Raw genomic sequence first — 25610 nt, forward strand, 5'->3', positions numbered from 1 at the left:
GTTACATAGATCATATAAATGATTTTATTGACATAAATGAGTAATAAAGTTTGATGAGATAAAACAATTTATAGAGTAAAACAGCGGTTAGGTTAAACACTCTATTCAACCACAGTAAGTCACTAAATAGTTAGCTGGAGAGAAAAATGAAGGCCATGAATTTAAACAAAGCATTAAATAAAAAAGCTCAGGGTTTTACTCTGATCGAACTAATGATTGTAGTTGCCATTATCGGCATTTTGGCAGCAGTCGCTTTACCAGCATACCGTGATTATGTTGGTTCGGCCCATGGTGGTGCGGCCATGAAAGGTGTTTCTTCATACACGACTAAAGCCGTAACTTGTGTTCAGTCAGGCATTTCTTGTGACACAATTAATGCAGAGGCAAACGTTGCAAACGATGGCCTTAGTCTTTCTGCCGACCTTGCAGAAGGTTCTGGAGCCGCTCTTGCTTTTACTGATGGGACTTGTACTGTTACAGCGACAATTTTAGATGCTGGCACTGTAACATATGCGGCAACCTTAAATGCTGGTGCAACAGGTGCAACACTTGCACAGTGTGAAGCTGGTGCTGGTCTATAGTTTATAAGCATATGTATCCATAAATGGCAGCACAGCTGCCATTTAATCTTTCATTAGTTTAGGTTTTAAAAATGCCCACAACTGGCCTTCATTTAGGTTTATCGACCCTGTTTATTCGTAAGGGCCTGCTTAATGAAGAGCAGATGGCTAACGCCATCACAAAATCCCGCCAAAATAAGCAAGCGTTGGTCAGCACCTTAGTGCAAAGCAAACTAGTCTCAGCACGTGCTATTGCAGAGCTTTGCTATGAAGAATATGGCACGCCACTACTCGATCTTAATGAGTTTGATCTTGCTTCCATTCCTGAGGACTTCCTCAATAAAAAACTGATTGAGAAACACCGCTGCTTACCCCTGTTTAAACGTGGTAATCGCCTCTATATAGGGACATCCGACCCGACCAATATCGCCGCCCTCGAAGATTTCCAATTTAGTGCAGGCCTCCACGCCGAAGCGATTCTGGTTGAAGAAGATAAATTGGCTAAAGCGCTAGAAAAAATCCTCGAAGTAGATATTAGTGGCCTAGATTTAGGCGGTATGGATGAAGCGGCTCTAGCCAATATTGAAATAACGGATACCGACAGACGCAATGAAGAGTTAACAGGTGAGAGTAGCGATGATGCGCCTATTGTTATCTATATCAATAAAATTTTAACCGACGCGATCCGCAAGGGTGCCTCGGATTTACACTTTGAACCCTATGAGAAGCGCTACCGCATTCGTTTTCGCATCGACGGTATTTTACACGAAGTCTCTGAACCACCTATTAGCCTTGCAAATCGTTTATCGGCGCGATTAAAAGTAATGTCGAAACTTGATATCGCCGAACGCCGCGTGCCACAAGACGGCCGAATCAAGATGAAACTTTCCCGCACTAAGTCCATCGACTTCCGAGTTAGTACCCTGCCGACCCTGTGGGGCGAAAAAATTGTGATGCGGATCTTAGATTCTTCCTCCGCACAACTGGGCATTGAAAAACTTGGCTACGAGCCCGACCAAGAAAAACTTTACCTTGAGATGTTAGCAAAACCCCAAGGGATGATTTTAGTGACCGGTCCTACTGGCTCAGGTAAAACCGTCTCCCTCTATACAGGGTTAAATATTCTTAATACCGAAGAGCGTAATATTTCTACCGCCGAAGATCCGGTAGAAATAAACCTTGAAGGTGTAAACCAAGTTCACATTAACTTAAAAGCTGGTCTGACTTTCGCCTCCGCTTTACGTTCATTCCTGCGCCAAGACCCCGATGTAGTGATGGTGGGTGAAATTCGCGATCTTGAAACCGCCGAAATTGCCATTAAAGCGGCACAAACGGGTCACTTAGTGTTATCGACCCTACACACTAATTCGGCCGCTGAAACCTTGACTCGTTTAATCAATATGGGCGTGCCAGGTTATAACATCGCCAGCTCAGTTAACCTGATTATTGCCCAGCGTTTGGCGCGTCGCCTCTGCCCCGAATGTAAGCAAGCTGAAGTCATCCCTGAGCATGAACTATTACGTTTAGGTTTTGCCCAAGCACAAATTACCCAAGGTTTTACCACTTTTAAACCTGTGGGCTGCGAGCATTGCTCCGGCGGCTACAAAGGCCGGGTTGGTATTTACGAAGTGATGAAGATGTCCGATGAAATAGCGCGTACTATTATGGAAGGTGGTAACTCCCTACAAATCGCCTCCCAAGCTAAAGCGCAAGGGATGCGTGATTTACGTCAGTCAGGATTATTGAAAGTAATCCACGGTGTTACTAGCATCGCAGAAGTCAATCGCGTAACGAGTTTTTAAGAGTAGAGCACTGCAAAGAGCGCCCTGCTTTTACAACCTAACAGAGATTATTTATGGCTACGGCAACAACAGTAAGAAAGTCTCGCGGCAAAAAAAACGAGCAAAAAAGCCAGCCCAAAATCTATACCTTCGAATGGAAAGGCGTAAATCGCGACGGCAAAAAAACGGCAGGAGAGCTTAGAGGTGCAACCGCAGCCGAAATCCGTAGTCAGCTTAAATCCCAAGGAGTAAACCCTAAGAGCGTTCGTAAGCAGTCCTCTCCGCTATTTAAGTTAGGTGAAGCCAATATCACCCCTATGGATATAGCAATGATGACCCGTCAAGTCGCGACTATGTTGGCGGCAGGCGTTCCTTTGGTAACGACATTTGAACTACTCGGCCGTGGCCATGAAAAAGCTAAAATGCGGGAATTACTGGGTACTATTTTAACCGACATTCAATCGGGTATTCCCTTATCCGATGCCATGCGCCCCCATAGACGTTACTTCGACGAACTTTATGTAGACTTAGTCGCCGCAGGTGAGCACTCAGGTTCACTCGATTTGGTTTTCGATCGCGTCGCAACCTACAGAGAAAAAACGGAAGCGCTCAAATCAAAAATTAAGAAAGCCATGTTCTATCCTGCAGCGGTCGTCATAGTCGCGCTTTTAGTCACGACATTGTTATTACTCTTTGTCGTACCTCAATTCGAGGAAATTTTTAAGGGCTTTGGTGCAGAACTACCCGCCTTTACGCAACTGGTACTGCATATTTCCCGCGGCTTACAATCCTCTTGGTACATCTTTTTAGCCGCTATTGTTGGCGGCGTATTTTTGTTTGTACGAGCACACCGAAACTCGCAAATGGTGCGAGATAGAGTCGATGAAGCCGTGCTTAAAATCCCAGCCATTGGACCGATTTTACACAAAGGTGCCATGGCTCGTTTCGCCCGCACCTTAGCTACCACATTTGCAGCAGGTGTGCCGTTAATTGATGGCTTAGAATCCGCCGCTGGCGCATCGGGTAATGCCGTTTATCGCAAAGCCATATTGAATATTCGCCAAGAGGTCATGGCGGGAATGCAGATGAATGTCGCAATGCAAACCACAGGGCTTTTTCCCGATATGTTAGTGCAGATGGTGATGATAGGCGAAGAATCCGGCTCGCTGGATAACATGCTCAACAAAGTCTCAACCATCTATGAAATGCAGGTCGACGATGCGGTTGATGGTTTATCAAGCCTAATTGAACCTATTATGATGGTAGTCATAGGTACTGTGGTCGGCGGGTTAATTGTCGCTATGTATCTTCCTATCTTCCAAATGGGTAAAATCGTCAGTTAATTCATTCGATTCAAATAAAATAAGAAAACTAAATGTCAGAATTTATCTCTCTTTTAGGCCACTCTTTTAATCAGAGTCCTTGGCTCTTTGTTACACTAAGCTTTATTTTTGCCGCCACCATAGGCAGTTTTTTAAACGTAGTGATCCACAGATTTCCTGTGATGATGAAACGGGAATGGCAGCAAGAATGCAATCAGTATTTGCAGGAATACCACGCTGAGATAGTCACACAAATCGGTATTGATAAACTCAATACACCTATAGATAGCTTCCCCGAAAAATATAATCTCGTGGTGCCGGGCTCAGCCTGCCCTAAGTGCAAAACGTCGATTAAACCTTGGCATAATTTACCTGTATTCGGCTGGTTAATGCTCAAGGGAAAATGCGCCGCCTGTCACGCCCCCATTTCCGCCCGCTACCCAATAATTGAATTCATCACAGGGCTACTTGTTGCGACTTTAGCGTGGCACTTTGGTCCAAGCTGGCAATTTGTCTTTGCGAGCATACTGACATTTGTACTTGTCGCACTTACTGGTATCGATCTTGATGAGATGCTGCTGCCAGATCAAATGACGTTACCGTTACTTTGGCTCGGCTTGATCATCAATCTAAATCATACCTTTGCGAGCCCAACCGATGCCGTTATCGGTGCGGCAGCTGGCTATTTAAGCTTGTGGTCCATTTTTTGGCTATTTAAGATCCTCACTGGCAAGGAAGGCATGGGCTATGGGGACTTTAAACTGCTCGCCGTTTTCGGTGCTTGGCTCGGCTGGCAAATGCTGCCGCTGGTGATTTTACTTTCGTCCTTAGTCGGAGCACTGGTCGGCATCACTATGATTGTCAGTAAACGCCTCAAGCAAGGTAATTCCATCCCATTTGGGCCTTATATTGCTGCCGCAGGCTGGATAGCCTTGCTATTTGGACAACAGATTGTTGATTGGTATTTAGAAACTCTATAGAGCGGACTTCGTCCTTCTAGGGTGCAGCAAAAAACGCAGCGGCTAGAAAATGCAGAACGGGCTTCACCCTTATAGATTCTCGCAGGACGAAGTCCGCCTTAGCAGCGAAGCGCTCTAGCTCCTAGTAGAGATGCGTCCTTCTTGGCTTTTAAGAGAAAGTTATGTCCAAATTTATTGTTGGCCTTACTGGCGGTATCGGTAGCGGTAAAACGACTGTTGCCAATTTATTCGCCGCAGAAGGCATTACCTTAGTCGACGCCGATATCGTTGCCCGCGACGTTGTCGCTCAGGGTTCAAAAGGGCTTGAGGCCATCGTTAGCCATTTTGGCATTGAGATGTTAACGCCAGAAGGTGAACTCGATCGCGCCAAACTGCGGCAACGGATATTTAGCCACCCTGAAGAACGTGAATGGTTAAACCAGCTATTGCACCCCATGATCCGCCAAGAAATGCTAGCGCAGGTAGAAAAAGCAACCTCGACCTATGTAATTATGGTCGTGCCCTTGCTATTTGAGAACGGGTTAGATAGGTTAGTCAATCGGACTTTAGTGGTGGATATTTCGCCTGAGTTGCAAATCAGCCGCACCATAAAAAGGGACAATGTTGATGCATCTCAAGTAAATAACATCATTAACAGCCAATTGAGCCGCAGCGAAAAACTCGCCCGAGCCGACGACATTATTGATAATCAGGGAGAGATATCAACCTTAAAACGAGAGGTGCTAGCATTGCACCAACGCTATTTACAACTATCTGGTACTCATAACGCCCATGACTGAATTAGTTTACGAACAGCCCCTAAACGAGAAAATTCGCAGCTACTTGCGGCTCGAATACCTCGATAAACAGCTGCAAAGTAACCTAAGCAATGACCACCAACATAGATGTTTTTATCCGCTGTTTTCCCTCTGTGAATTGTCTGAACGCTGCGATTATCGCAATGAAGTATTAAAAGATATTGAGCGGCACTTGCTGCAACTGAACAAATGGCAAGAATTAGATCACGTCGACCACCAGCAAATCAATATCTATATCAACGCCCTCACCCAAGCCCGCGAACCGTTACAAAAGCCTGAACGCTTCGGCAGCCAATTAAAACAAGACAAATTTATTTCCGCACTACGACAACGCTTCGGCATGCCAGGTGCTTGCTGTAACTTCGACCTACCACAACTGCATTATTGGCTATCTAAACCTTGGGAAGAAAAACAGCACGATTATCGCTCTTGGATAGCGCATTTCGAACCTTTACTTACCCCGATCACGTTACTACTTCAACTCACCCGCAGTACAGCCCATTACGACAATGCCGTTGCCCATGCTGGCTTTTATCAAGGTGACAGTGCCCAAGCACTTGCTTTGGTAAGGGTTAAAGTCGATGCTTCCCACGGGTGTTATCCTACGATTAGCGGCCATAAAAACCGTTTCGCTATCCATTTTGTGCAGTTTGAACAACAACGCCACTCCGACCGTTCAATTGATTTCTTACTGGCTACCTGTGCATGAAGCCTTTACACTAATGGCCTGAAAGACATTCGTATTGGCGGCCGCTTTATCGCCGTTAACCAAGAGAACAATTATGCCATTGACCGTTAACTGCCCTATTTGCAAAGCCCCTGTCGAGTGGGTGCCACAATCTGCATTTAAACCTTTTTGCAGCGAGCGCTGTAAGTTGATCGACCTCGGCGATTGGGCGTCAGAAAAACACGTCATCCCAGTCAAAGCCGAATTTGATCCAGAAACATTTGATGAATTTGATCTCGATGAAGGCGATTTTTTTAAAGAGTAATTTTGGGTTTACACACGAATCACTCAGCTCAAGCCTTTAATGCACTTACTTTTACCCACTCATTAATCGATAAATATTATGACTAAACGCATCCATGTTGCCGTCGGCATTATTACTAACTCGGCCGGTGAAATTCTGTTGGCAAAACGCCCAGATCATTTACATCAAGGTGGGAAATGGGAATTTCCTGGTGGTAAGGTTGAGACAGGCGAAACTGTCACTCAGGCATTGATCCGTGAACTCAAAGAGGAAGTCGCGCTCAATGTCACTGATAGTCAGCCATTTATGGCGTTGAGTTTCGACTATCCCGATAAACAAGTGCTACTCGATATCCATTCAGTCACCGAATTTAACGGCACAGCCCAAGGCCTTGAAGGCCAGCTTATCGCTTGGGTCACTAAAACCGACTTAACCAATTACGACTTCCCCGAAGCTAATAAGCCTATTCTTGAAAAAATTCTGGCTCAGTAATCAAGTAATTTACCTTATCCTCTCAATGTGTTCTGTCCCCGAATCACGATTCGGGGATGAACTTTTTCAATGCCTTAACTCCGAAAAACATGTAATTATGCGATCGTTAAGCTTACATACCCAAACCACCTGAAGATGCAGGATTCAGCGGGAATTTAACGCACTTTAGGCAAGGCGGCTATTTGCAGACCTAGCGGGCTAAGTTAAAAATAATCAACACAGCATAAAGTGCGTTAAAACACGCCGAGACGGAGCGCCTAGGGCACTCCACTTCCGTGTTGCATCAATTCAAAAGGTGGCCGACATTCTGTCATTGATGCGCCTTGAATTGAAGCACCCTAGGCACTCTGAAACTCGTATCTTCAGGTAGCTTGGGTATAGATATTAGCAATGCGTGATCTTGCTTGCAGCAAATCAATTAATCGCTTTAATCGTATCCAGAATAATGTTTGAATCGAATTTCATTCTTTCTCTTCGATTTCGAGGGCGCATCATGCACAATAACGTTAAGGCATTCCTAGCCACTACCGCCTTATTTTTTAGTTGTCAGGTACTAGCCAATGGTGGCTGTGGATTTGAAGAACAACAACAGGGTTTAATTGCGACCTGCAGTGAGGAGAAACAAGAAGTGATTTTAACTGGCATAGTAAAAGCACAAAATTTAGTCACAGATCTCAATGAGTTTGCTGAAGGGTATAAAACCTATCAAGTCGATACCACTGCAATCACCCCACTTAAAAGCATCACTAAACCTACAGAAATTGTAGTGATCATTGGTACTTGGTGCCCAGATTGTCACCGGGAAACACCGCGCTTTATCCGTATTATGGAAGAAGTCGCTAATCCCAATATTAAAGTGACCTATATTGGTGTCGACCGAACGAAAAAAGATCCCGAAGGCTTAGCCGCAAAATACGACTTTACCCGCATTCCAACCTTTATTGTACTGCAGCAAGGTAAAGAAGTTGGCCGCATCGTAGAGCGTCCAACGGTTTCCTTAGAAAAAGATCTCGCCGATTTATTGAAATAATCGCCACAGTACAAACAATAAAGGCCGCATCGCGGCCTTTGGTTTTTATCATGTTTTAATAAAATATTAGCTGACTTCGTCAATAATCCGCTGAGCTAACATCACTAAAACACCTTCACGTAATGCGCCGCCAGATAAGGCTAAATGCTCGATCCCCAGCAACTCAAACAAAGCCAATAGAATAGCGACACCCGCAGCAAAAGTCGGTGCCCGCTCGCTACAAAGCCCAACAATCCCCATTAAGCTAATATCTTCTTGAGCGAGGATCTCAGCCTTCAACTGAGTAAGCACATCGAGTGTGATAGTTTCAGATAACCCTCGGTGTAGTAACACTTCTACCACGGACTGTACAGCCCCGGAGGCACCAACGACACAATGCCAACCAAGATCACGTAGGGTTTGTCTATGCTCTGCTAATGCGATTAGTACTTGCTGCTTAGCATCATCGAAATCTAACTGCTGCAGCGGCAAACTGCTGAAAAATTGGCGATTATAAGTCACGCTACCAAAGGGTAAACTGGTTTTGAACAGCACTTGATGCCCATCACCAATGATGAACTCTGTACTCGCCCCACCGATATCAATAACCAAGCGACGGCCTTGACCACAAGTGGTCGCCACCATACCTTGATAGATAAGCTCTGCTTCACGCATTCCAGAGATAATTTCGATCGGATGACCTAAGAGTGGCAATGCACGCCGATTAAACTCATCGGCATTGCTAATACTGCGAAGAGTTGCAGTTGCAATCACAGCGACATGGTTTGCTTCAATCTTATGTTGTACCAACATCTGGGCAAACATACTCAAACAGTCGAGGCCGCGCTGCATGACATCGGGGCTTAATTTGCCATCGTTGCCTATGCCTTCGGCGAGCCTCACCTTGCGTTTATATTTCGCAATAATATGCGGCTGACCACCACGCGTTTTGGCGATCAGCATATTAAAACTATTTGAGCCTAATGTTATAGCGGCATAAGCGGGTGTTGGCATTTACGAATGTCTACGTGTCCTATCATGACGAGGAGGGCGAGCACCACTGCGTTGAGCACCTGGGCGGCTTGCCCCTGAACGATCACGCAAGTTTCGAGTGCCGCTAGGGTGTTTACGGTGGATCTTCGCTGGCGTAGGAATATCGGCCAGTAAAGCTTCACTGTCGTAGTTACTTACTGGAATCGAATGATTGATGTAGCTTTCGATTGCAGGCAAGTTCAATGCGTACTCTTCACAGGCAAAGCTTATCGACATGCCTTTGTTGCCCGCACGACCCGTACGACCGATTCGGTGAACATAGTCTTCGCAATCATCAGGTAAATCATAGTTATACACGTGTGAAACGTCAGAAATATGTAGACCACGAGCCGCAACATCAGTAGCAACCAATATATCTAGCTGGCCACTGGTAAATTGCTCAAGGATACGAATACGCTTTTTCTGTGGCACATCACCCGTTAATAAACCCACACGATGTCCGTCACCTTCAAGCCAAGACCAAAGCGTTTCACAACTGTGCTTAGTGTTGGAGAAAACGATGGCTTTTTCTGGCCAATCTTCTTCAATCAAGGTCAACAGCAAACGCATCTTCTCTTCTTGGGAAGGATAGAAGATTTCTTCTTTGATGTTTTTGGAGGTTTTTTCTTCGGGGGCGATTTCGACTTTAACGGGCTCATTCATATGATCATAAGCCAGCTCTTGTACTTTCATGGACAAGGTTGCCGAAAATAGCATATTAAGACGTTGATTTGCCTCAGGCATACGTCTAAATAAGAAGCGGATATCTTTAATAAAACCAAGATCAAACATACGATCGGCTTCATCAAGTACTACTGCCTGAATTGAATTCAAGCCAATAATACCTTGGCGAACGTAGTCGATAATTCGACCCGTTGTACCAATCAAGATATCAACACCTTGATCTAATACTTTACGCTGCACATCGTAACTTTCACCGCCATAAACAATACCCACCTTTAAGTGTGTGTGCTTGGCGAGTAAAATCGCATCTTTGGCAATCTGAATCGCCAGTTCGCGAGTCGGGGCCATAATGATGGCGCGGGGCTGATTAATCAGTCGACCTTCAGGTATGGGAGTCGATAATAAATGATTAAACGTGGCGACCAAAAAGGCCATTGTCTTACCAGTGCCCGTTTGTGCTTGGCCTGCGATATCTTTTGATTGGAGTAATACAGGCAGTGATAACGCCTGGATCGGCGTACAAAATTCGAAGCCGTTCTCGGCAAGGGCCTGTTTAACCTCAGGATGTAGAGGTAGGTCGGCAAACCTTTGGGTAGATAGATGTGTTTCGCTCATAGCGCAAGCTTACCTGTTGAGGTTGCAATAAGATACTCGATCGTTTGAAATAGCCACATTGTAAAAAGGTAACTTGAAAAGCTATTTTTCAGCCCCAATATACATGGTAAGCCATTAACAAACCAGCAATGGCACCCAAACTGGAGAACATCATGAGCGATAAAATTATATACCTGAGTGACGACAGCTTCGAAAACGACGTATTAAAGTCTGATTTGCCAGTATTGGTAGACTTCTGGGCCGAGTGGTGTGGTCCTTGTAAAATGATCGCTCCAATTTTAGACGATGTGTCTGAAGAATATGCAGGTCGCTTGACTATCGCTAAATTAAACGTTGACCAAAACAATGTTTCTCCAGCGAAATATGGCGTTCGTGGCATCCCAACTTTACTGCTATTCAAGAACGGCGAATTAGCCGCGACTAAAGTTGGCGCACTCTCAAAAACGCAATTGAAAGAGTTTATCGACGCTCAAATCTAATTTGACGTCGTAATGAGTGACCTCCGGCACAAGCTATAAATTAATTGTGCCGGAATTTCCCTAAATTTCTGGACGCCCCGCTTTGTTAGTGCTACTTTAATAACCAGATTCTTTCTAATAACCTCTTCTCGCTCGTCAATCACTATCCTGAATTACATCCTTACTGATTGATCGCGGTAAGCTTTGTCGCGTAACACAAGACCCCCAAAATGAACTTAACTGAATTAAAAGACACGCCGATTTCTGACCTAGTCTCGCTAGCTGAAAATATGAAGCTCGAAAATATGGCCCGCGCTCGCAAGCAGGACATTATTTTCTCAATCCTTAAAGCCCACGCAAAAAGTGGAGAAGACATTTTCGGTGGTGGGGTATTAGAAATACTCCAAGACGGTTTCGGCTTCTTACGCAGCTCAGACGGTTCTTATTTAGCTGGTCCAGATGACATCTATGTCTCACCAAGCCAAATTCGCCGCTTCAACATGCGAACGGGTGATACCATTTTTGGTAAAATTCGCCCACCAAAAGAAGGCGAGCGTTATTTTGCCCTATTGAAAGTCAACGAAGTTAACTTCGATAAACCAGAAAACTCCCGTAATAAAATCCTCTTTGAAAACTTAACCCCACTCCACGCAGAAGAACGTATGCGTATGGAGCGCGGCAACGGCTCAACTGAAGATATTACCGCACGTATTCTGGATTTATGCTCACCGATTGGTAAAGGTCAACGTGGTTTGATCGTTGCACCACCAAAAGCCGGTAAAACGCTATTACTTCAAGGTATTGCTCAAAGCATCAGCTACAACAACCCAGAAGTGGTGTTGATGGTATTACTGATCGACGAACGCCCAGAAGAAGTAACTGAGATGCAGCGCCTCGTTAAAGGCGAAGTTATCGCATCAACCTTCGATGAGCCAGCCAGCCGCCACGTTCAAGTTGCCGAAATGGTGATTGAAAAAGCAAAACGTTTGGTTGAGCACAAGAAAGACGTCGTTATCTTACTCGATTCGATTACCCGTTTAGCCCGTGCCTATAACACTGTTATCCCATCATCGGGCAAAGTGTTAACCGGTGGTGTGGATGCTAACGCCCTGCACCGTCCAAAACGCTTCTTTGGTGCGGCACGTAACATCGAACACGGTGGCAGCTTGACCATTATCGCCACAGCCTTGGTTGATACGGGTTCTAAGATGGACGAAGTGATCTACGAAGAATTTAAAGGTACAGGTAACCAAGAGCTACATTTGTCACGTAAAGCGGCAGAAAAGCGCGTGTTCCCAGCCATTGATTTCAACCGCAGCGGTACGCGTCGCGAAGAAAAACTCACGACTCAAGAAGAACTGCAAAAAATGTGGATCCTGCGTAAGATCCTCAATCCTATGGATGAAGTCAGCGCAATGGAATTCTTAATCGATAAATTGGCGATGACCAAGACTAACGAAGAGTTCTTTACCGCCATGAAACGCACTAAGTCTTAAGCCATACAAGATTGCATGAATAATAAGGCCGTTCACTGAGCGGCCTTTTGTTTATGTATTAAAAAAGCCGCGGGTGCGGCTAATCTTGATTCAAGTGACTTAATCAAGCACAGGTAAGTAACTGAGCACTAACTGATCTCGACTTAACTGGCTATCAATGATCTCCCCTACTGTGCCATTGTTTAACTTGATGGCAAGCGTGGCCTCCCCGGCTTGCGTCTTAAAGGTTTCCATCTCTTTAATTCGGTTGATCAGCGCAAGTGCTAAGGTGTTTTCTGCGGTTGCCGCGTACACTCGGCCATTTAACGTCACTTCCGCTTGAGTCGCCAATGCCGGGCCAGCTAAACGAATACCAACATATTCACGCCATACCCTAGCTTTTTGCTCGCCTTGATAATCACTGTCAACGGATGCAAGCACCACTTGGCGTAATATCATCTGCAGTAAATTACTCTTACCTTTTGGCTGCCCGTTAACAGTATCGAATTGGAAGTAACGTGATACCGAACGGTCGTAATTAGGTAATGGCTCAATACTTTGTTGCGAAAAATCAGTGTAATAAGGCAAATAGCTATCGAGCTTATCACTCGCGCCACAGCTTTCGGCAAAGAGTGGCGTATTACCACGAGTCAGCCCAGGACCTTCACCCATGGTCATCTTACACAGCATATCTTGGAACACTGGACCCACATTAGGTAAATCAACCAATGCTTTATAACCAAGACTCGATGTACTACGTGGGGTGGTACGTGATACTAAGGCTCTCACGGCTAACAATTTATCTGGCCACACCCCCAACACGTCGCGCTCATTCACATAGGGATGGTTAGGTGAGGACGCAGGCGTTTTAATACCGTTAAGTAAGCGACCCGAAAAGCTGACATCCGCCGTTAATAAATCCTGAAATTTAGGATTAATTTGCGATTTAATGATCAGCTCTTTCAAGGCTTCAGGAGAATCAGAGAACTGACTTATCACCTCACCTGGCTCAAACTTCGCCTTCATATCGCCGCTTTTAAAACGATATTGTTCAAGCACTTTGCCAAAATTGTACTGCTGTCTTAAGGCCACGCTGCCATCGGCTTGCTTGTATGTCACATCGAGGGTCGCATCATTTTCTCCCACCAGCTTAAGGAAGAAATCTGCCGACTGATTCATCGCCCGCTGATTCGCGCAATACCAAGCCTCGCTACCTGCCGCCGCCAATCGTTCGCATTCACCAGCGAAAAAGTTTTCAGATAGACCAAATAATTGCTCTAAAAAGCTCACATCTTCAATGAATTGACGTATTTCATCAAACTGAGCTTTACGATTAATGGCGTAACTTAGGCTATGATCTTCAAATAAAGATTGACGATTATGGCGTAGGTTCATGGTCTCGTAGCTATCAAAATACTTCTCGATATAGAACTGATTAATATCATCTAAGTTTTTACCTGCATCACCACGATTACAGTTGCTGTTAAGGGACACATGTTCATCAGTGCAGTAAGAATACTGACGTAGGCTATTGTTTTGCTCGATGTTATAAAGCGCGCCAAATCGAGTATCTCCATTAACAACCCCTTTGGCGAGTTCGTCACGGCGTTTGAAATCTTCTGCTTTGAGCGACACAAATTCGTTGGCCTTCGTTTCTACTTCACGGGCATAACCAAAACGTAACGCAGCTAAGTCATAGGGTTCAAACGTGGTCGCAAACCGATTCACGTTGTAATCCATTTGGCTCGAAAACTCGGCATTAACAGTAATGTCTGGGTAACCTGCATCGCTAAAGGCGGCTTTTAACTCCGTCAGTTGCGCTTGGTTAAAGGTATTGTCGTGGTCGCGACTCCCAGCAAAGTTATGCCTTAAGCCAAAGGTATGTCCTAACTCATGGGTTAAGGTGCCAGCAAATGCTTGTGCAGCTAGGGCTGTCGTTAAGGAGTCTTGTAAACTTATGGGCAGATCTTCAAATGCCGCTAACTTACCACCCACTTTGCCGTCAACCCACATTTCAGCTTTTTGCCAGTCAATTTCATGACCCTTAATGCCGCGAGGTAATTCACGATCACTACCACCCGTAGCAAACACGGTATCCACATGCATCATTGAGTTTTCAGACCAAAACGCTTGTGTTTTTTCATCAAAATCAGCTAAAGCATCGAAACTATTATCCTTGGGCGTTAATAACATCGATTTGGGTGCAGCGATAAGTTGCTGAGTGGGTTGCTCAAATGCAGCCGCCTCAACTGGCGCGGTGTCTAGGCTGACATCAGGCTTGTCCAAACGAGAGACATATGGCTCACCCGTTAACGACGTCACTGAATTCGCGTCCAATTTGCCTCTGTTATAATCTAAACGCACTTGGCGATAGTAACGTACTGCGCCTTGTTTTAGATTCGAGCTGTATTGATTGACTCGCGCACTAACAATTTCACCTGTTAGCGGGTTTGCCGCTGATGGACCATAACCCGCCAAGCCATTATCTAGTGGCTCATCGAATAAGGTGATGTTGCTATAACGTAGGTCGCCATGGCGTTTATCATTGGCTTGCTCAAGTTTTATCTGTGGAAAACCGGTTTTATACAGCTTGTTTTGAATGTTAATTGCCGTAACAGACTCAATGGCAGCATCCAAAAAGGGTTTATTTTTCGCATCGTAGAAATTATTACTCAGGTAATAAGTCAGTTCCGATTTGGCCGGATTGAAGCGATTTAAGTAAGTTCGCACATACCCGTCAACGCCCTCTGAGTCAGTCGCATCACGATAGGTATGGGAGGAGGTAAAGAAGCCAAATGCACCCTTTTCATTTTCGGCATAGGGAATCGCTTGATAGTCTTTACTGGCTAACTGATCCACCGCCACAATCGAAATAAACTCGGTGGTCGTAAAGGATAGGTTGTCGAGGTTGCCACCGTAAAATTGGTTAAAGCAACTTGGTGAAGCTTGATAGGTATGCTCAATTTCAAAGTTAACCACGCCCTTAGCTAAATCCATCTCATAGCCTTTTTGGCCTTGAGTATTCACTAGACGCGGGGCTTCTGTTTCAGTAACGCATTCTCCAAAGGTGAAAATGTCATTAATGCCCAGTTCGGCAATTTTGGCTTTGGCAAAATCGGGGACAAAGTAGCGCTTATCCTGCCATGTTAAATTAGCATCTGTATTAACTTGCTCAACGTTAACGCACTCACGCCATTTATCTTCGGTACATTTAAAGTCGATATATTCGCCAGGAATGGTTAACACTGGCGCTTGGTTATACTCATTAGGATAACGACTGTCATGACCTAGTCCGATATTATCTCGGTCAATTTGACGTACTTGGATACCATTCTCAGTTTTATGCAAGGTCACCAACTTAGGATCACCTTGGGTAAAACCTCGCACCTCGGCAGCATAACGCGGAGCCTTACCCACGCTGCGAATGTAGAGATATTGCCGCTCAGTTGCTTTATCGATGTCGGCAGTGGTGACTTGCTTTTCATCTTTCGGGAGTTCTTTATAAGGCTCATCGCCGGCACCACACCCCACAAGGGTCAGTGCGCTGGTGATCGCCAGACATAGCATGGACTTCTTCATAGATTCCTCTTAACTACTGTTTTTATAGATATTTAGTAATTGACAAATAAAAGGTTGAACTCTTTTTGTCATAAATCTCAAATCCCTGAGATGTCCCCACTTCTGGGTTATAGAAACGACCACTATTGTTGTGACCAACAGCCAGCACCCAATCAGGCTTAAACGACCAACCGAGTTCTTGGGCAAAGGTAAATTGATCATCGAGTCGACGACCGTAATAGTTTTTGGAAATCCGATAACGACCACTCATATCCAAATACCAATTGACCGTTATTTGCCAATAAGCATCGAGTAATCCATCGAGTTGCTGTTCAACTAACACGCGTTCACCAGCGGTTTTATATTGGTAAGCGTTGTAGCGATAGCGCGGTGAAAAATAAAAACTTAGGTTATCTAGCGGGCTCCAAAATAAGTACGCGGCAATGCGCGGCGCATATTGCAACCTATCTAGTTTTGATTCACGTTCTGCGGGTAAATACACACCTAAACTGCCTTTCAATGAGACGGTATCGGTTAAGGCATACAGTGGCGTGCGGTACTCCAGCAAAGGATCATAAAAACTGGACTCTTTGCCATGTAGTGTTTGCTTTTCACCCCCAAGGGTAAACAACACATTGCCCCAATTTGACTTGTAATCGATACGGCTATCGATGTTGTAGGCTTGATAGGCGTAATAACTTTCCGAGTCATAAATGTTTCGCGTAAAACCCACATTAACGTAGCCAGACCATTTTGCTGCTTGTGCATCCGTTGCTAGCTCAAATTCATTGACGGCCAATGCTTGACCGACAAAGGAGATACTGGCCAGCATCACCTGCACGCAGAAAAACACAGACCATTTATTTCGTCGACGAGAAATCGACGAATAATATTGATTATTCGTTGGTTGCATAATAAAACCTTGATTTATATTTTTAATGAAAAATCTTGATAGTGAGCATGCGCTCTATTTAACGCTAGGATGTACTTGCTTGAATTGATTTCATCCAATTAAGTAAAACTGAATAATAGTTTTCTATATTAATAATATAACTACGTATAAATATGGTTAAGACGAAATAAATAAAACCCAAAAAAACGAAAAAAGACGCTCCCCAAAATATGCTTTCAAAATCCGTTTGGGCAAACCCAGTCCAAAGGGGAGCGCTATATTCACCAACTATTACTATTGACTGATGGCTAACAGGTTCACAGTGAAACGCCACCACTGAAGCTATTGATAAATAATTATTTTCAATAACACAAGAATTAGACAACGCGGCAATATTCACAGGTAAGCTCACCCATAATATTCCAAATTTCAGCCACTCACCCACAGCGAAAAGAAAACGCTTTGGTATTTTTGGATATTTTTTTATGGCTAATTTAGTTAACATTGCTCGTCAATACGTCATGCTATAAATAATCTCCACTGCGACATCACAGCCAAAGATACAAAAAGATACATCTGTTGCATCATACGCACGAACAAAAAACATTATCAACTCACACAAGAGCAAACTCATATTAAATTAAAATAAATATGAGTTAGATCAGAAAAACCCTGCAAAATTAAACATAAAAAGACACAATGAGCAACAACTAAGCCCACCGAGAAAAACAATTTAGAAAAATTTATTTGCAAATAAATAACAACATGCAGTGCGCTTATTTACATATATCACCAAAATGCAATTGCTTAAGGGTGTTGTGGGAGAATATGACGAGCCGCCAACTGCATTTGCAGCTCTTTACAGCGCTGGCGTAACATTTCACGAAGCAGTAACACCACGGGAGTGACATGTTCACGTCCTGGGCACACTAAGTACAAATCGACGGGCTCCCCCTGATACTCAGGCAACAAACGTACTAATCGCCCTGAGATTAAGTCATCGGCCAGATCTAGACTCGACTTAAATACCAACCCTTTGCCAGCCACAGCCCAACGTCGGGCAATCTCGGCATCATTAGCACTACGATTGCCCGTGACACGCACTTTGAATTCTTGACCATCTCGCCTAAATAGCCATTGATCGTGGGTGCGATCATCTAACTTATAAAACAAGCAATTATGCTCAACTAATTGTTCTAATGAATCAAGTGCACCAAACTTGGCGAGATATTCAGGTGAGGCGCACAAAACACGATCAACACTGCAGATGGGAAAAGCCACTTGGTTAGAATCCTGCGGTTTTCCATAGCGCACGGCGACATCAATTTTATCGTGATAAAAGCTGCTGATATTGTCGCCAAGGTGCAAGCGCACTTGCAGTTGAGGAAAATCGAGCAAAAACTCGTCGAGCCAAGGCACAAACAGATTACGGCCAAAGTCTGAAGAAACCGAAAGGCTTAAGGTACCAGATATTTTACCTTTATCACTGGCGATAGCTTGTTCGCCAAGCGCTAAATCGCTTAGCGCACGTCGGCAATGAATAAGATAACGTTCACCTTGCACAGTCAAACGTAAGCTGCGTGTCGTGCGGATAAATAAACTAGTATCGAGCTGTTTCTCAAGCCGTTTTATTGCTGCACTGGCAGAAGCAGCCGAGATATCCATCTCGGCTGCTGCGGCAGATATATTGCCGCAATCAGCGACTCGCACGAACAAAGCTAAATCATTAATTAGCATGATTATCAAAAATCCTTTGAAAAAATTACAAACTTTATCCTGTTTATCTCTTGGCTAATATTCCACACAATGGCTACACGATACAAGTACACTCAAACAAGTAGACTCCAGCAAGTACACCCAGAGGAATAAACATGAAAGCCATTGGTTACCAGACAGCAGGTGCAATCACAGCGCCCAATGCATTAGAAAACATCACGCTAGCCGAGCCAACTGCGACAGGTTTTGACCTTTTAGTGGAAATCAAAGCCATTTCTGTCAATCCGGTTGATACAAAAATCCGTGCATCTAGCTCAGCGCCTGCAGGCGAATACAAAATTATCGGCTGGGATGCAGTCGGTGTCGTCAAAGCCATTGGTGAGAAAGCCAGTCTTTTCAACGTTGGCGATGAAGTGTGGTATGCAGGCGATATCAGTCGCAGCGGAAGTTATGCAGAATATCAATTGGTTGATGAGCGAATTGTCGGCCATAAACCTAAAAGTTTAACCTATACCCAAGCCGCGGCATTACCTTTAACGGGGATTACAGCATGGGAGATTTTATTCGACCGTTTAGCTTTACCCCAAGATGGTTCGGCAACTGACGCCCGTATTTTAATTATCGGTGCGGCCGGCGGTGTGGGTTCAATCATCACTCAGCTTGCAGTAAAACTCACAGGTGCAGAAGTCATAGGTACTGCATCTCGTCCTAAATCCGCCGCTTGGGTGCACAAACTTGGTGCCGATGCAGTTATCGACCACACCAAGCCACTTTCACAGGAACTTGCCAATATTGGCATTACTGATGTGACCCATGTGATTAGCTTAACCCAAACCGATCAGCATTTTGATGAAATAGTACAAGTGCTTAAGCCACAAGGAAAACTAGCATTAATCGATGATCCTAAGGGGCCATTAGATGTGATGAAACTTAAGCGTAAAAGCTTATCCTTACACTGGGAACTGATGTTTACCCGCAGCCTATATCAGACCGAGGATATGATTGCGCAACATCACTTACTCAACCGCTTAAGCGCTCTTATCGATACAGGCGAGTTACAGAGTACGTTCGGTGAGCACTACGGCACCATTAATGCCCAAAACTTAATCAAAGCTCACGCTCAGATAGAGTCTGGCAAAGCGATCGGTAAAATTGTTTTAGAAGGTTTTAACCAATGAAAATAACAGTATTTGCTCAAATCATAGCGAATCAAGGCCAAAGCGATACGCTATTTAAGATACTCAAGCAACTCGTGACAGACACTCATACCGAGGCTGGCTGCATCGAATACAAACTGCATCACTCATTAGATGATGAAAATATCTTCTGGATGTACGAAATTTGGCAATCCCAAGCCGCACTGGATGAACATATGGCGAGTACGCACTTTCAAGCATTCGTCGCTCAAACCGCAGACATAATCAATCGAGCTGACATTCACAAAAGCTACGCCTGCTAATCAACAAAAAAGCGCCAAACACGTTGGCGCTTTTCATCATTTATCACGAATCAAATCAAAGTCATGGCCATCTTGCGGCGTAAATAGGCGATTTGCTGCATGTGTGGCAAATCCTTAGGGCAGTTATCTTGGCAGCCGAGTAAAGTCATGCAGCCAAACACGCCATCCTGATTGCCAATCACATGGTAAAAATCCTCGGCAGTACGAGCGTCACGGCTATCCATCTCAAAACGAGCTATTTTCATCATACCCACAGCGCCGACAAAAGTTTCACGCATTTGTTTAGTCGCACAGGCGGAAACACACACGCCACATTCAACGCAGCGCTCTAGCTCATACAAACGCGCAGCTTCATCTGGATCCATAGGATCTTCAAGTCGATGCACGCTTATATCATTAGGTTTAGGATGTAACCACAGCTTTAAGCGTTCGGCCAATTCCCGCATAAACTTACCAGTGTTAACCGAGAGATCACCAATCAACTCAAAACCTGGCAGCGGCATTAAGGTGATTTCGCCCTTAGGATATTTGGCCGTTAAGGTGCGGCAAGCTAGCGTCGGGAAACCGTTGATCACCATAGCGCAGCTACCACAGATACCTGCACGACAAACAAAGTCGAACTGCAATGAAGTGTCTTGTTCTTCCCTGAGTTTATTAAGGGCGATAAATACCGTCATCCCCGGCGTTTCGGTAAGCTGATAACGCACCATTTTCGGCTTATCGTTTGGCTCCTGCGGATCATAACGAAAGATATTAAAGGTTAACTGACGACCTTGGCTCATTATGATTTTTCTCCTAACGCATTGGCAGATGGACTTTTTAAAGTATCACTTAAACGTTCATTATTGGGTTGTAAGCTCTCGGGTAATTCAAAGGGCATAAGAGCCCGCTGCCTTTGATAACGGTCAGCATCATCACCTAGCCCAGCTAAAATCTCGGCAATTTGCTGTTCACGCTTTTCGGTATCGGGATGCACTATGGCGTTGTTGATGCCATAACCACGATAACCCGGCGGGAGTTCCATCTTCATAACATCGAGTGCTTCGTAGTTAAGCACAGGTTCGAGTGCCTCGGGATCCGGCCAGCTGGCCAAGGTGCGATTCAGCCAGTCTCGATCATTTCGCTGCGGATAATCCTCGCGAGCATGGGCACCACGACTCTCTGTTCGCGCCGCTGCGCCGCAGGCTACGGTTAGCGCCACTTTTAGCATACGCTTGACCCGCAGGGCTTCAACTAACTCAGGATTGGCGTGACGCTTTTTACACTTAAGTCCGAGTTTACGCGAACGCTCGAGCAACACTTTTAGCTCGGCAACCGCTTTTTCAAGCTCGGGGCCATTACGGAAAATCCCCACATAATCCATCATGATGCGCTGCATTTCGCGCTTGAGCTCAAAGGCGCTCTCATGACCATCACCCTCGACCAGCACATCGATTTCACTCTGCACCTGCTGCATAAACCGTTCAGCAAGCTGAGTGTCGATCTCAAGGCTATTGTTCTCACAAAAATCGGCGACATATTTACCAATAATCATGCCGCCAACCACGGTTTCGGCCAACGAATTACCGCCTAAACGGTTAAAGCCGTGCATGTCCCAACAAGCCGCCTCACCTACGCTAAATAAGCCTTTAAGCTGCGGACTTTCACCTGTGGCATTAGTCCGAATACCGCCCATAGAATAATGCTGAGTTGGGCGTACAGGGATCCAATCTTTAGCGGGATCGATGCCAAGGAAATTCTCACAAATTTCCTGCACTTCCCTAAGATTCGTTTCAATATGCTTGCGACCTAAAAGGGTAATATCTAGCCACAGGTGGGGGCCATAAGGGCTATCGACGCCCTTACCTTTACGTATATGTTCAGTCATGCGACGCGATACGACATCCCGCGATGCCAACTCCTTTTTATCGGGCTCATAGTCAGGCATAAAGCGATAACCGTCTTTATCGCGCAATAAGCCGCCATCACCACGGCACCCTTCCGTTGTTAAAATGCCCACGGGTACAATGGCAGTGGGATGGAATTGTACCGCCTCCATATTGCCAAGCCTTGCCACGCCCGTTTCCAATGCCAACGCTTGGCCAATACCTTCGCAGATGATCGCATTGGTCGACACTTCATAAATTCGGCCATAACCACCAGTGGCTATCGTAGTGGACTTAGCCACATAGGCTCTAAGTTCACCCGTAATCAAACAACGAGCAATCACGCCATGGCAACGCTTACCATCGTGAATAAGTGCCAAGGCTTCGATACGTTCATGGACGGGAATATCCATGGAAATCGCTTTGTTATCCATAGCGTATAACAGCGAATGACCTGTACCGTCGGCGGTATAACAAGTGCGCCATTTTTTAGTCCCGCCAAAATCACGGGCGTTGATAAGACCATGGGCTTCTTGGGCCTCATGTAGCGTGACTTTTTGCGCATTGACTATCACTTCTCTCGGGCCAGCAGTCACCCGAGACCAAGGTACGCCCCAATTGGCCAGTTCACGTACTGCCTTAGGTGCACAATGGGCAAACATCCGTGCGACATCTTGATCGCAGCCCCAGTCGGAACCTTTTACCGTATCTTGAAAATGCACATCCTCATCATCGCCCATTCCCTTAACGGCATTGCCTAAACTCGCCTGCATCCCCCCTTGAGCGGCAGCAGAGTGGGAACGTTTTGCAGGAATGAGTGACAGAACTAAAGTGTCAAGCCCACGCTCTTTCGAAGCGATAGCGACCCTTAAGCCCGCGAGCCCAGCTCCTACCACCAATGAATCGGTATAAATCAGTTTCACGCCTGCTCCTTAATGGGGTCTATTGTTTTGTGCTGTTTTTTTATGTTCGACATTCTATTCACTGATTAACTTAATCATTGATTAAAAGCGGAATTAACTCGCGTAGGGTAAAAATGCCAGAAGTGAGGCGACACCAACAGTGACAAATAGCACACTCACTATGGTCTTGATCTTACGTAATCGACTGCGGTTGTTGAGATCCCGCGCCGCGCCCCATTTCAAAGCCACACGGTAAATGCCAATTGCTGCATGTAACTCCACAGTGAGCAGTAAAGGCAGATACACCATCCAGACACCTTGATTCCAAATACGATCGGCGCTTCCCTGAGGGCCAATGGTTTCGGGAGCCGAGCCAATAAGCCACAAATGCACAGGCAACAGCAGTAGAATCACTACACCGGTAATGGCTTGCCAGCGCCACAAGCGAGTATCGCTGTGGTTGATCACTTGCATTTGTTGGCGTAGAGCCCTTTGCTGACGCAGACTCATGGGTAATTTTTGCAATGCCACTAACACGTGCACTAACGCCAAAATGGCAATACCAATGGCAATACAAGTCACTACCCAAGGATAACCGTGTCCATCAGCGGACAGAAAACTCAGCTCCATAGTGCGAGCAACCCAACTCATGGCATCCGCACCCAATAAAATCGATGACACTAACACTAAGTGGGTCCACAAAAAGACTGCGAGTATTACCCCTGACAAACTCTGGCTTAAATCCAGCCAAGCACTCCATTTTTTAATATTTAATTTGATCGCCATCCTATCGCCTCACGCCGTTGACCTTATCGAGCCAATCTCATTAAGTCTTATCGCAAACTAATATCGCTCACACATCCACACGAAAACGTGAGCCAGATCAATTGAGTGCTGAATAATTAACCTAATGCTTAATAATAGCAGTGAAACAAAATCCTGCTGCTGGCTTAAAGCCTACTCAGGTACGAAGGGCTGCACAGGAATACCGAGCTCGCTACCGATAAATAGATATGAAACAAGGCTCGCAGTACCAAGGCATAGCAAATAAATAATCAGCACCTTAGCGAATTTTCGCAGACCTGAACGCTGAGTGGTTATGCCCCACTTTACCGCCACGCGATAGAGACCAATCATGGCGTGTACCACTACAGCGGGAAGTAACAGCGCATACAGCAACCAAGCATTATCGTGATAAACCCGCTCAGCTGATAAATGCGGGCCAATTTCGGGATTCAAAATCATAGTGAAGAGGTGAACAGGAACGAGGAAAAATAAGATAAAGCCGGTGATCAGTTGCCAAAACCACGCATGGGTATCCTTATGCTTGATATTCCCCATGTGCGAACGCAGGGCTCGCCATTGCCCTAGCTGCGCCGGAAAACGCCGTAGCGCCACCGCGGCATGTACTATCACCACCAATAGCATAAGCACTGAAAACACTTTAGTGACTATAGGAAAACCATGTCCTGTGCTGCTAAACATTCCACCTTCAAGCAACTGAACGACCCGATAAAAAGCCTCTTTACCCAGCAAAATACTCGATTCAAAATGCATGTGTAATAGTAAAAAGCTGCCAAGCATAATCCCTGTCGCACTCTGCAGCCTATCAGCCTTAGCCGACCAAGGATGACCTAGCGGTGTACTCACCCTATTGTGAACTCGAGTTATGCTTGTCATCTTGAATTAACCTATGTCGTTTATCGTTGGCACCTCTTGGCAAACTACACCATAGCAGCAACTCAAATCAGGCTTCAGTGTCACAGATTTAAAGCGTGAGCCAACTCACCTGACGGAGTTAAACTCTTAGAAGATGATCACAAAAAACGTATCAAAACCAAACAAAGGTAAAACCAATTAACCAATATATTTCATAGTGTTATATCAAATAATAAAACTGACAATTCGTTTTTTAACACTAATCCATACCCGCCAGCTAACCCCTTGTCTGTATAGACAAAAGCGTAATACCAGGATAGCCAGTCGTCGAACCTAAACCCTAGTGATAACCAAACGACCTTACCTAAAGCGCTTTAAATTCCCGCTACATCCTGCATTTTGGGATAGTTTGGGTATACAATACCGCGATATTTTGAACCCTTAGTTTATGAACACTCAGTCACAGGATGCCCTCATGCCTTGGATCCAACTCCGTATAAACACCAATAGCGATGACGCTGAAACCATCAGCGACTTGCTCATGGAAGAAGGTTCAGTCTCTATCACCTTCGAAGACGGTAAAGATACCCCTATTTTTGAACCTAAATTGGGCGAAACCCCACTGTGGCGCGATACCGTGGTAGTGGCCTTATTCGATGCAGAAACCGATCTGACACCGACCATCGCCATGCTGAAAACCTTGCCTTTCCTCGGTGAGAACTTCAGCCATAAAGTCGAACAAATTGAAGATAAAGACTGGGTACGCGAATGGATGGATAACTTCCACCCCATCCAATTTGGCACACGTTTATGGATCTGTCCAAGCTGGCGCGAAATCCCTGATCCAACCGCAGTCAATGTGATCTTAGATCCGGGTCTTGCCTTCGGTACTGGCACTCATCCCACGACAGCACTGTGTTTAGAGTGGCTAGACAGCTTAGATTTAAGCGATGAAGAAGTGATCGATTTTGGCTGTGGTTCAGGCATCTTAGCCGTAGCCGCACTGAAACTGGGCGCAAAAAAAGTCACAGGTATCGATATCGACTATCAAGCCATCGACGCCTCGCGTGCCAACGCCGAGCGCAATGATGTCGCTGACAAGCTGGCGTTGTACTTACCAGAAGACCAACCCGCCGATCTCAAAGCCGACGTACTGGTCGCTAACATTCTTGCAGGCCCTCTGCGAGAATTAGCGCCTTTGATCGCAGAACGCGTAAAAACCGGTGGCAAACTTGCCCTTTCCGGTCTCCTCAAAGAACAAGCCCAAGAAATCTCTGACTTTTATAGCCAATGGTTCGATATGGACGCAGCGGCTCACAAAGAAGATTGGAGTCGCTTGACAGGTAAGCGTAAATAGCGCTAAAGGGTGGCGCAACATGCGCC

The 25610-nt window shown here is 45.3% G+C and carries 24 protein-coding genes; 14 read left to right on the forward strand and 10 right to left on the reverse strand.

Annotation, left to right across the window (positions count from 1 at the left end; genetic code table 11):
- Positions 1–146: 146 nt before the first annotated feature.
- From RA178_RS19840 to RA178_RS19880, 9 genes are all read left to right on the forward strand, one after another.
- Positions 147–581, forward strand: coding sequence for a pilin (locus RA178_RS19840; RefSeq protein WP_306683490.1), 435 nt, complete (start codon positions 147–149; stop codon positions 579–581).
- Between the two features lie 71 nt (positions 582–652).
- Positions 653–2362 carry a type IV-A pilus assembly ATPase PilB gene (gene pilB, locus RA178_RS19845; protein WP_306683491.1) on the forward strand — a complete coding sequence of 570 codons (1710 nt, stop codon included), beginning with the start codon at positions 653–655 and terminating at the stop codon, positions 2360–2362.
- 53 nt (positions 2363–2415) lie between these two features.
- Entirely contained in the window at positions 2416–3684 is a 1269-nt protein-coding gene (locus RA178_RS19850) for a type II secretion system F family protein (protein ID WP_113940789.1), read from the forward strand.
- Between the two features lie 32 nt (positions 3685–3716).
- A complete protein-coding gene (locus tag RA178_RS19855; protein ID WP_306683493.1) occupies positions 3717–4643 on the forward strand; it encodes a prepilin peptidase in 927 nt (308 codons plus the stop codon).
- A 161-nt stretch (positions 4644–4804) separates the two neighbouring features.
- Complete coding sequence (gene coaE / locus RA178_RS19860; protein ID WP_263223082.1) at positions 4805–5422, forward strand: dephospho-CoA kinase; 618 nt, start codon at positions 4805–4807, stop codon at positions 5420–5422.
- Positions 5415–6149 carry a cell division protein ZapD gene (gene zapD / locus RA178_RS19865; RefSeq protein ID WP_173247868.1) on the forward strand — a complete coding sequence of 245 codons (735 nt, stop codon included), beginning with the start codon at positions 5415–5417 and terminating at the stop codon, positions 6147–6149. The genes coaE and zapD overlap by 8 nt, the downstream gene beginning before the upstream one ends.
- Positions 6150–6222: 73 nt before the next feature.
- Positions 6223–6432 carry a DNA gyrase inhibitor YacG gene (gene yacG / locus RA178_RS19870; protein WP_219251915.1) on the forward strand — a complete coding sequence of 70 codons (210 nt, stop codon included), beginning with the start codon at positions 6223–6225 and terminating at the stop codon, positions 6430–6432.
- A 78-nt stretch (positions 6433–6510) separates the two neighbouring features.
- Entirely contained in the window at positions 6511–6903 is a 393-nt protein-coding gene (gene mutT, locus RA178_RS19875) for an 8-oxo-dGTP diphosphatase MutT (RefSeq protein ID WP_131523409.1), read from the forward strand.
- A gap of 493 nt (positions 6904–7396) precedes the next feature.
- Positions 7397–7933, forward strand: coding sequence for a thioredoxin family protein (locus tag RA178_RS19880; protein WP_306683498.1), 537 nt, complete (start codon positions 7397–7399; stop codon positions 7931–7933).
- A 66-nt stretch (positions 7934–7999) separates the two neighbouring features.
- Here RA178_RS19880 and RA178_RS19885 read toward each other — a convergent pair whose 3' ends face one another.
- Both RA178_RS19885 and rhlB read right to left on the reverse strand, forming a co-directional pair.
- A complete protein-coding gene (locus RA178_RS19885) occupies positions 8000–8926 on the reverse strand; it encodes a Ppx/GppA phosphatase family protein (protein WP_306683499.1) in 927 nt (308 codons plus the stop codon).
- Positions 8927–10243: an ATP-dependent RNA helicase RhlB gene (gene rhlB / locus RA178_RS19890; protein WP_063884693.1), complete on the reverse strand. Its 1317-nt coding sequence runs from the start codon at positions 10241–10243 to the stop codon at positions 8927–8929.
- Between the two features lie 152 nt (positions 10244–10395).
- Here rhlB and trxA point away from each other — a divergent pair, with 152 nt between their 5' ends.
- Entirely contained in the window at positions 10396–10722 is a 327-nt protein-coding gene (trxA, locus tag RA178_RS19895; protein ID WP_105250415.1) for a thioredoxin TrxA, read from the forward strand.
- A 209-nt stretch (positions 10723–10931) separates the two neighbouring features.
- Positions 10932–12197: a transcription termination factor Rho gene (gene rho, locus RA178_RS19900; protein WP_011787892.1), complete on the forward strand. Its 1266-nt coding sequence runs from the start codon at positions 10932–10934 to the stop codon at positions 12195–12197.
- 99 nt (positions 12198–12296) lie between these two features.
- Here rho and RA178_RS19905 read toward each other — a convergent pair whose 3' ends face one another.
- The 4 genes from RA178_RS19905 to RA178_RS19920 all read right to left on the reverse strand — a co-directional run bounded on the left by RA178_RS19905 (position 12297) and on the right by RA178_RS19920 (position 18363).
- Positions 12297–15755 (reverse strand): zinc-dependent metalloprotease, encoded by a 3459-nt coding sequence (locus RA178_RS19905; protein WP_306683504.1) that lies wholly within the window; start codon positions 15753–15755, stop codon positions 12297–12299.
- Between the two features lie 22 nt (positions 15756–15777).
- Positions 15778–16647, reverse strand: coding sequence for a hypothetical protein (locus tag RA178_RS19910; protein WP_306683505.1), 870 nt, complete (start codon positions 16645–16647; stop codon positions 15778–15780).
- Positions 16648–16711: 64 nt separating this feature from the next.
- On the reverse strand, positions 16712–17131 hold the full coding sequence (locus tag RA178_RS19915; RefSeq protein WP_306683506.1) for a hypothetical protein: 420 nt from the start codon (positions 17129–17131) through the stop codon (positions 16712–16714).
- A gap of 302 nt (positions 17132–17433) precedes the next feature.
- A complete protein-coding gene (locus RA178_RS19920; protein WP_263142947.1) occupies positions 17434–18363 on the reverse strand; it encodes a LysR family transcriptional regulator in 930 nt (309 codons plus the stop codon).
- Positions 18364–18497: 134 nt separating this feature from the next.
- Here RA178_RS19920 and RA178_RS19925 point away from each other — a divergent pair, with 134 nt between their 5' ends.
- Both RA178_RS19925 and RA178_RS19930 read left to right on the forward strand, forming a co-directional pair.
- Positions 18498–19520 carry a zinc-binding alcohol dehydrogenase family protein gene (locus tag RA178_RS19925; RefSeq protein ID WP_306683509.1) on the forward strand — a complete coding sequence of 341 codons (1023 nt, stop codon included), beginning with the start codon at positions 18498–18500 and terminating at the stop codon, positions 19518–19520.
- Positions 19517–19801: a putative quinol monooxygenase gene (locus RA178_RS19930; protein WP_168825853.1), complete on the forward strand. Its 285-nt coding sequence runs from the start codon at positions 19517–19519 to the stop codon at positions 19799–19801. Before RA178_RS19925 ends, RA178_RS19930 begins: the two co-directional genes overlap by 4 nt.
- 50 nt (positions 19802–19851) lie before the next feature.
- On the opposite strand, the gene RA178_RS19935 is transcribed toward RA178_RS19930, so the two are convergent.
- From RA178_RS19935 to RA178_RS19950, 4 genes are all read right to left on the reverse strand, one after another.
- Positions 19852–20583, reverse strand: a complete 732-nt coding sequence (locus RA178_RS19935) for a fumarate reductase iron-sulfur subunit (protein WP_173496204.1) — start codon at positions 20581–20583, stop codon at positions 19852–19854.
- A complete protein-coding gene (locus RA178_RS19940; RefSeq protein WP_306683512.1) occupies positions 20583–22589 on the reverse strand; it encodes a fumarate reductase flavoprotein subunit in 2007 nt (668 codons plus the stop codon). Before RA178_RS19940 ends, RA178_RS19935 begins: the two co-directional genes overlap by 1 nt.
- A 93-nt stretch (positions 22590–22682) precedes the next feature.
- Positions 22683–23354, reverse strand: a complete 672-nt coding sequence (locus RA178_RS19945) for a fumarate reductase cytochrome b subunit (RefSeq protein ID WP_173247897.1) — start codon at positions 23352–23354, stop codon at positions 22683–22685.
- A gap of 171 nt (positions 23355–23525) precedes the next feature.
- Entirely contained in the window at positions 23526–24248 is a 723-nt protein-coding gene (locus RA178_RS19950; protein ID WP_306683514.1) for a fumarate reductase cytochrome b subunit, read from the reverse strand.
- 454 nt (positions 24249–24702) lie between these two features.
- On the opposite strand from RA178_RS19950, the gene prmA reads away from it, so the two are divergent.
- Entirely contained in the window at positions 24703–25584 is an 882-nt protein-coding gene (prmA, locus tag RA178_RS19955) for a 50S ribosomal protein L11 methyltransferase (protein ID WP_105250427.1), read from the forward strand.
- Positions 25585–25610: the final 26 nt, after the last annotated feature.

It is taken from the genome of Shewanella oncorhynchi (genome assembly GCF_030848765.1).
In the GTDB taxonomy this organism is placed as follows: domain Bacteria; phylum Pseudomonadota; class Gammaproteobacteria; order Enterobacterales; family Shewanellaceae; genus Shewanella; species Shewanella oncorhynchi.

Coding starts and splice junctions, on each gene's coding strand:
- RA178_RS19840 (WP_306683490.1), top strand. CDS start 147: ATGAAGGCCATGAATTTAAACAAAGCATTAAATAAAAAAGCTCAGGGT.
- pilB (WP_306683491.1), top strand. CDS start 653: ATGCCCACAACTGGCCTTCATTTAGGTTTATCGACCCTGTTTATTCGT.
- RA178_RS19850 (WP_113940789.1), top strand. CDS start 2,416: ATGGCTACGGCAACAACAGTAAGAAAGTCTCGCGGCAAAAAAAACGAG.
- RA178_RS19855 (WP_306683493.1), top strand. CDS start 3,717: ATGTCAGAATTTATCTCTCTTTTAGGCCACTCTTTTAATCAGAGTCCT.
- coaE (WP_263223082.1), top strand. CDS start 4,805: ATGTCCAAATTTATTGTTGGCCTTACTGGCGGTATCGGTAGCGGTAAA.
- zapD (WP_173247868.1), top strand. CDS start 5,415: ATGACTGAATTAGTTTACGAACAGCCCCTAAACGAGAAAATTCGCAGC.
- yacG (WP_219251915.1), top strand. CDS start 6,223: ATGCCATTGACCGTTAACTGCCCTATTTGCAAAGCCCCTGTCGAGTGG.
- mutT (WP_131523409.1), top strand. CDS start 6,511: ATGACTAAACGCATCCATGTTGCCGTCGGCATTATTACTAACTCGGCC.
- RA178_RS19880 (WP_306683498.1), top strand. CDS start 7,397: ATGCACAATAACGTTAAGGCATTCCTAGCCACTACCGCCTTATTTTTT.
- RA178_RS19885 (WP_306683499.1), bottom strand. CDS start 8,926: ATGCCAACACCCGCTTATGCCGCTATAACATTAGGCTCAAATAGTTTT.
- rhlB (WP_063884693.1), bottom strand. CDS start 10,243: ATGAGCGAAACACATCTATCTACCCAAAGGTTTGCCGACCTACCTCTA.
- trxA (WP_105250415.1), top strand. CDS start 10,396: ATGAGCGATAAAATTATATACCTGAGTGACGACAGCTTCGAAAACGAC.
- rho (WP_011787892.1), top strand. CDS start 10,932: ATGAACTTAACTGAATTAAAAGACACGCCGATTTCTGACCTAGTCTCG.
- RA178_RS19905 (WP_306683504.1), bottom strand. CDS start 15,755: ATGAAGAAGTCCATGCTATGTCTGGCGATCACCAGCGCACTGACCCTT.
- RA178_RS19910 (WP_306683505.1), bottom strand. CDS start 16,647: ATGCAACCAACGAATAATCAATATTATTCGTCGATTTCTCGTCGACGA.
- RA178_RS19915 (WP_306683506.1), bottom strand. CDS start 17,131: ATGTTAACTAAATTAGCCATAAAAAAATATCCAAAAATACCAAAGCGT.
- RA178_RS19920 (WP_263142947.1), bottom strand. CDS start 18,363: ATGCTAATTAATGATTTAGCTTTGTTCGTGCGAGTCGCTGATTGCGGC.
- RA178_RS19925 (WP_306683509.1), top strand. CDS start 18,498: ATGAAAGCCATTGGTTACCAGACAGCAGGTGCAATCACAGCGCCCAAT.
- RA178_RS19930 (WP_168825853.1), top strand. CDS start 19,517: ATGAAAATAACAGTATTTGCTCAAATCATAGCGAATCAAGGCCAAAGC.
- RA178_RS19935 (WP_173496204.1), bottom strand. CDS start 20,583: ATGAGCCAAGGTCGTCAGTTAACCTTTAATATCTTTCGTTATGATCCG.
- RA178_RS19945 (WP_173247897.1), bottom strand. CDS start 23,354: ATGGCGATCAAATTAAATATTAAAAAATGGAGTGCTTGGCTGGATTTA.
- RA178_RS19950 (WP_306683514.1), bottom strand. CDS start 24,248: ATGACAAGCATAACTCGAGTTCACAATAGGGTGAGTACACCGCTAGGT.
- prmA (WP_105250427.1), top strand. CDS start 24,703: ATGCCTTGGATCCAACTCCGTATAAACACCAATAGCGATGACGCTGAA.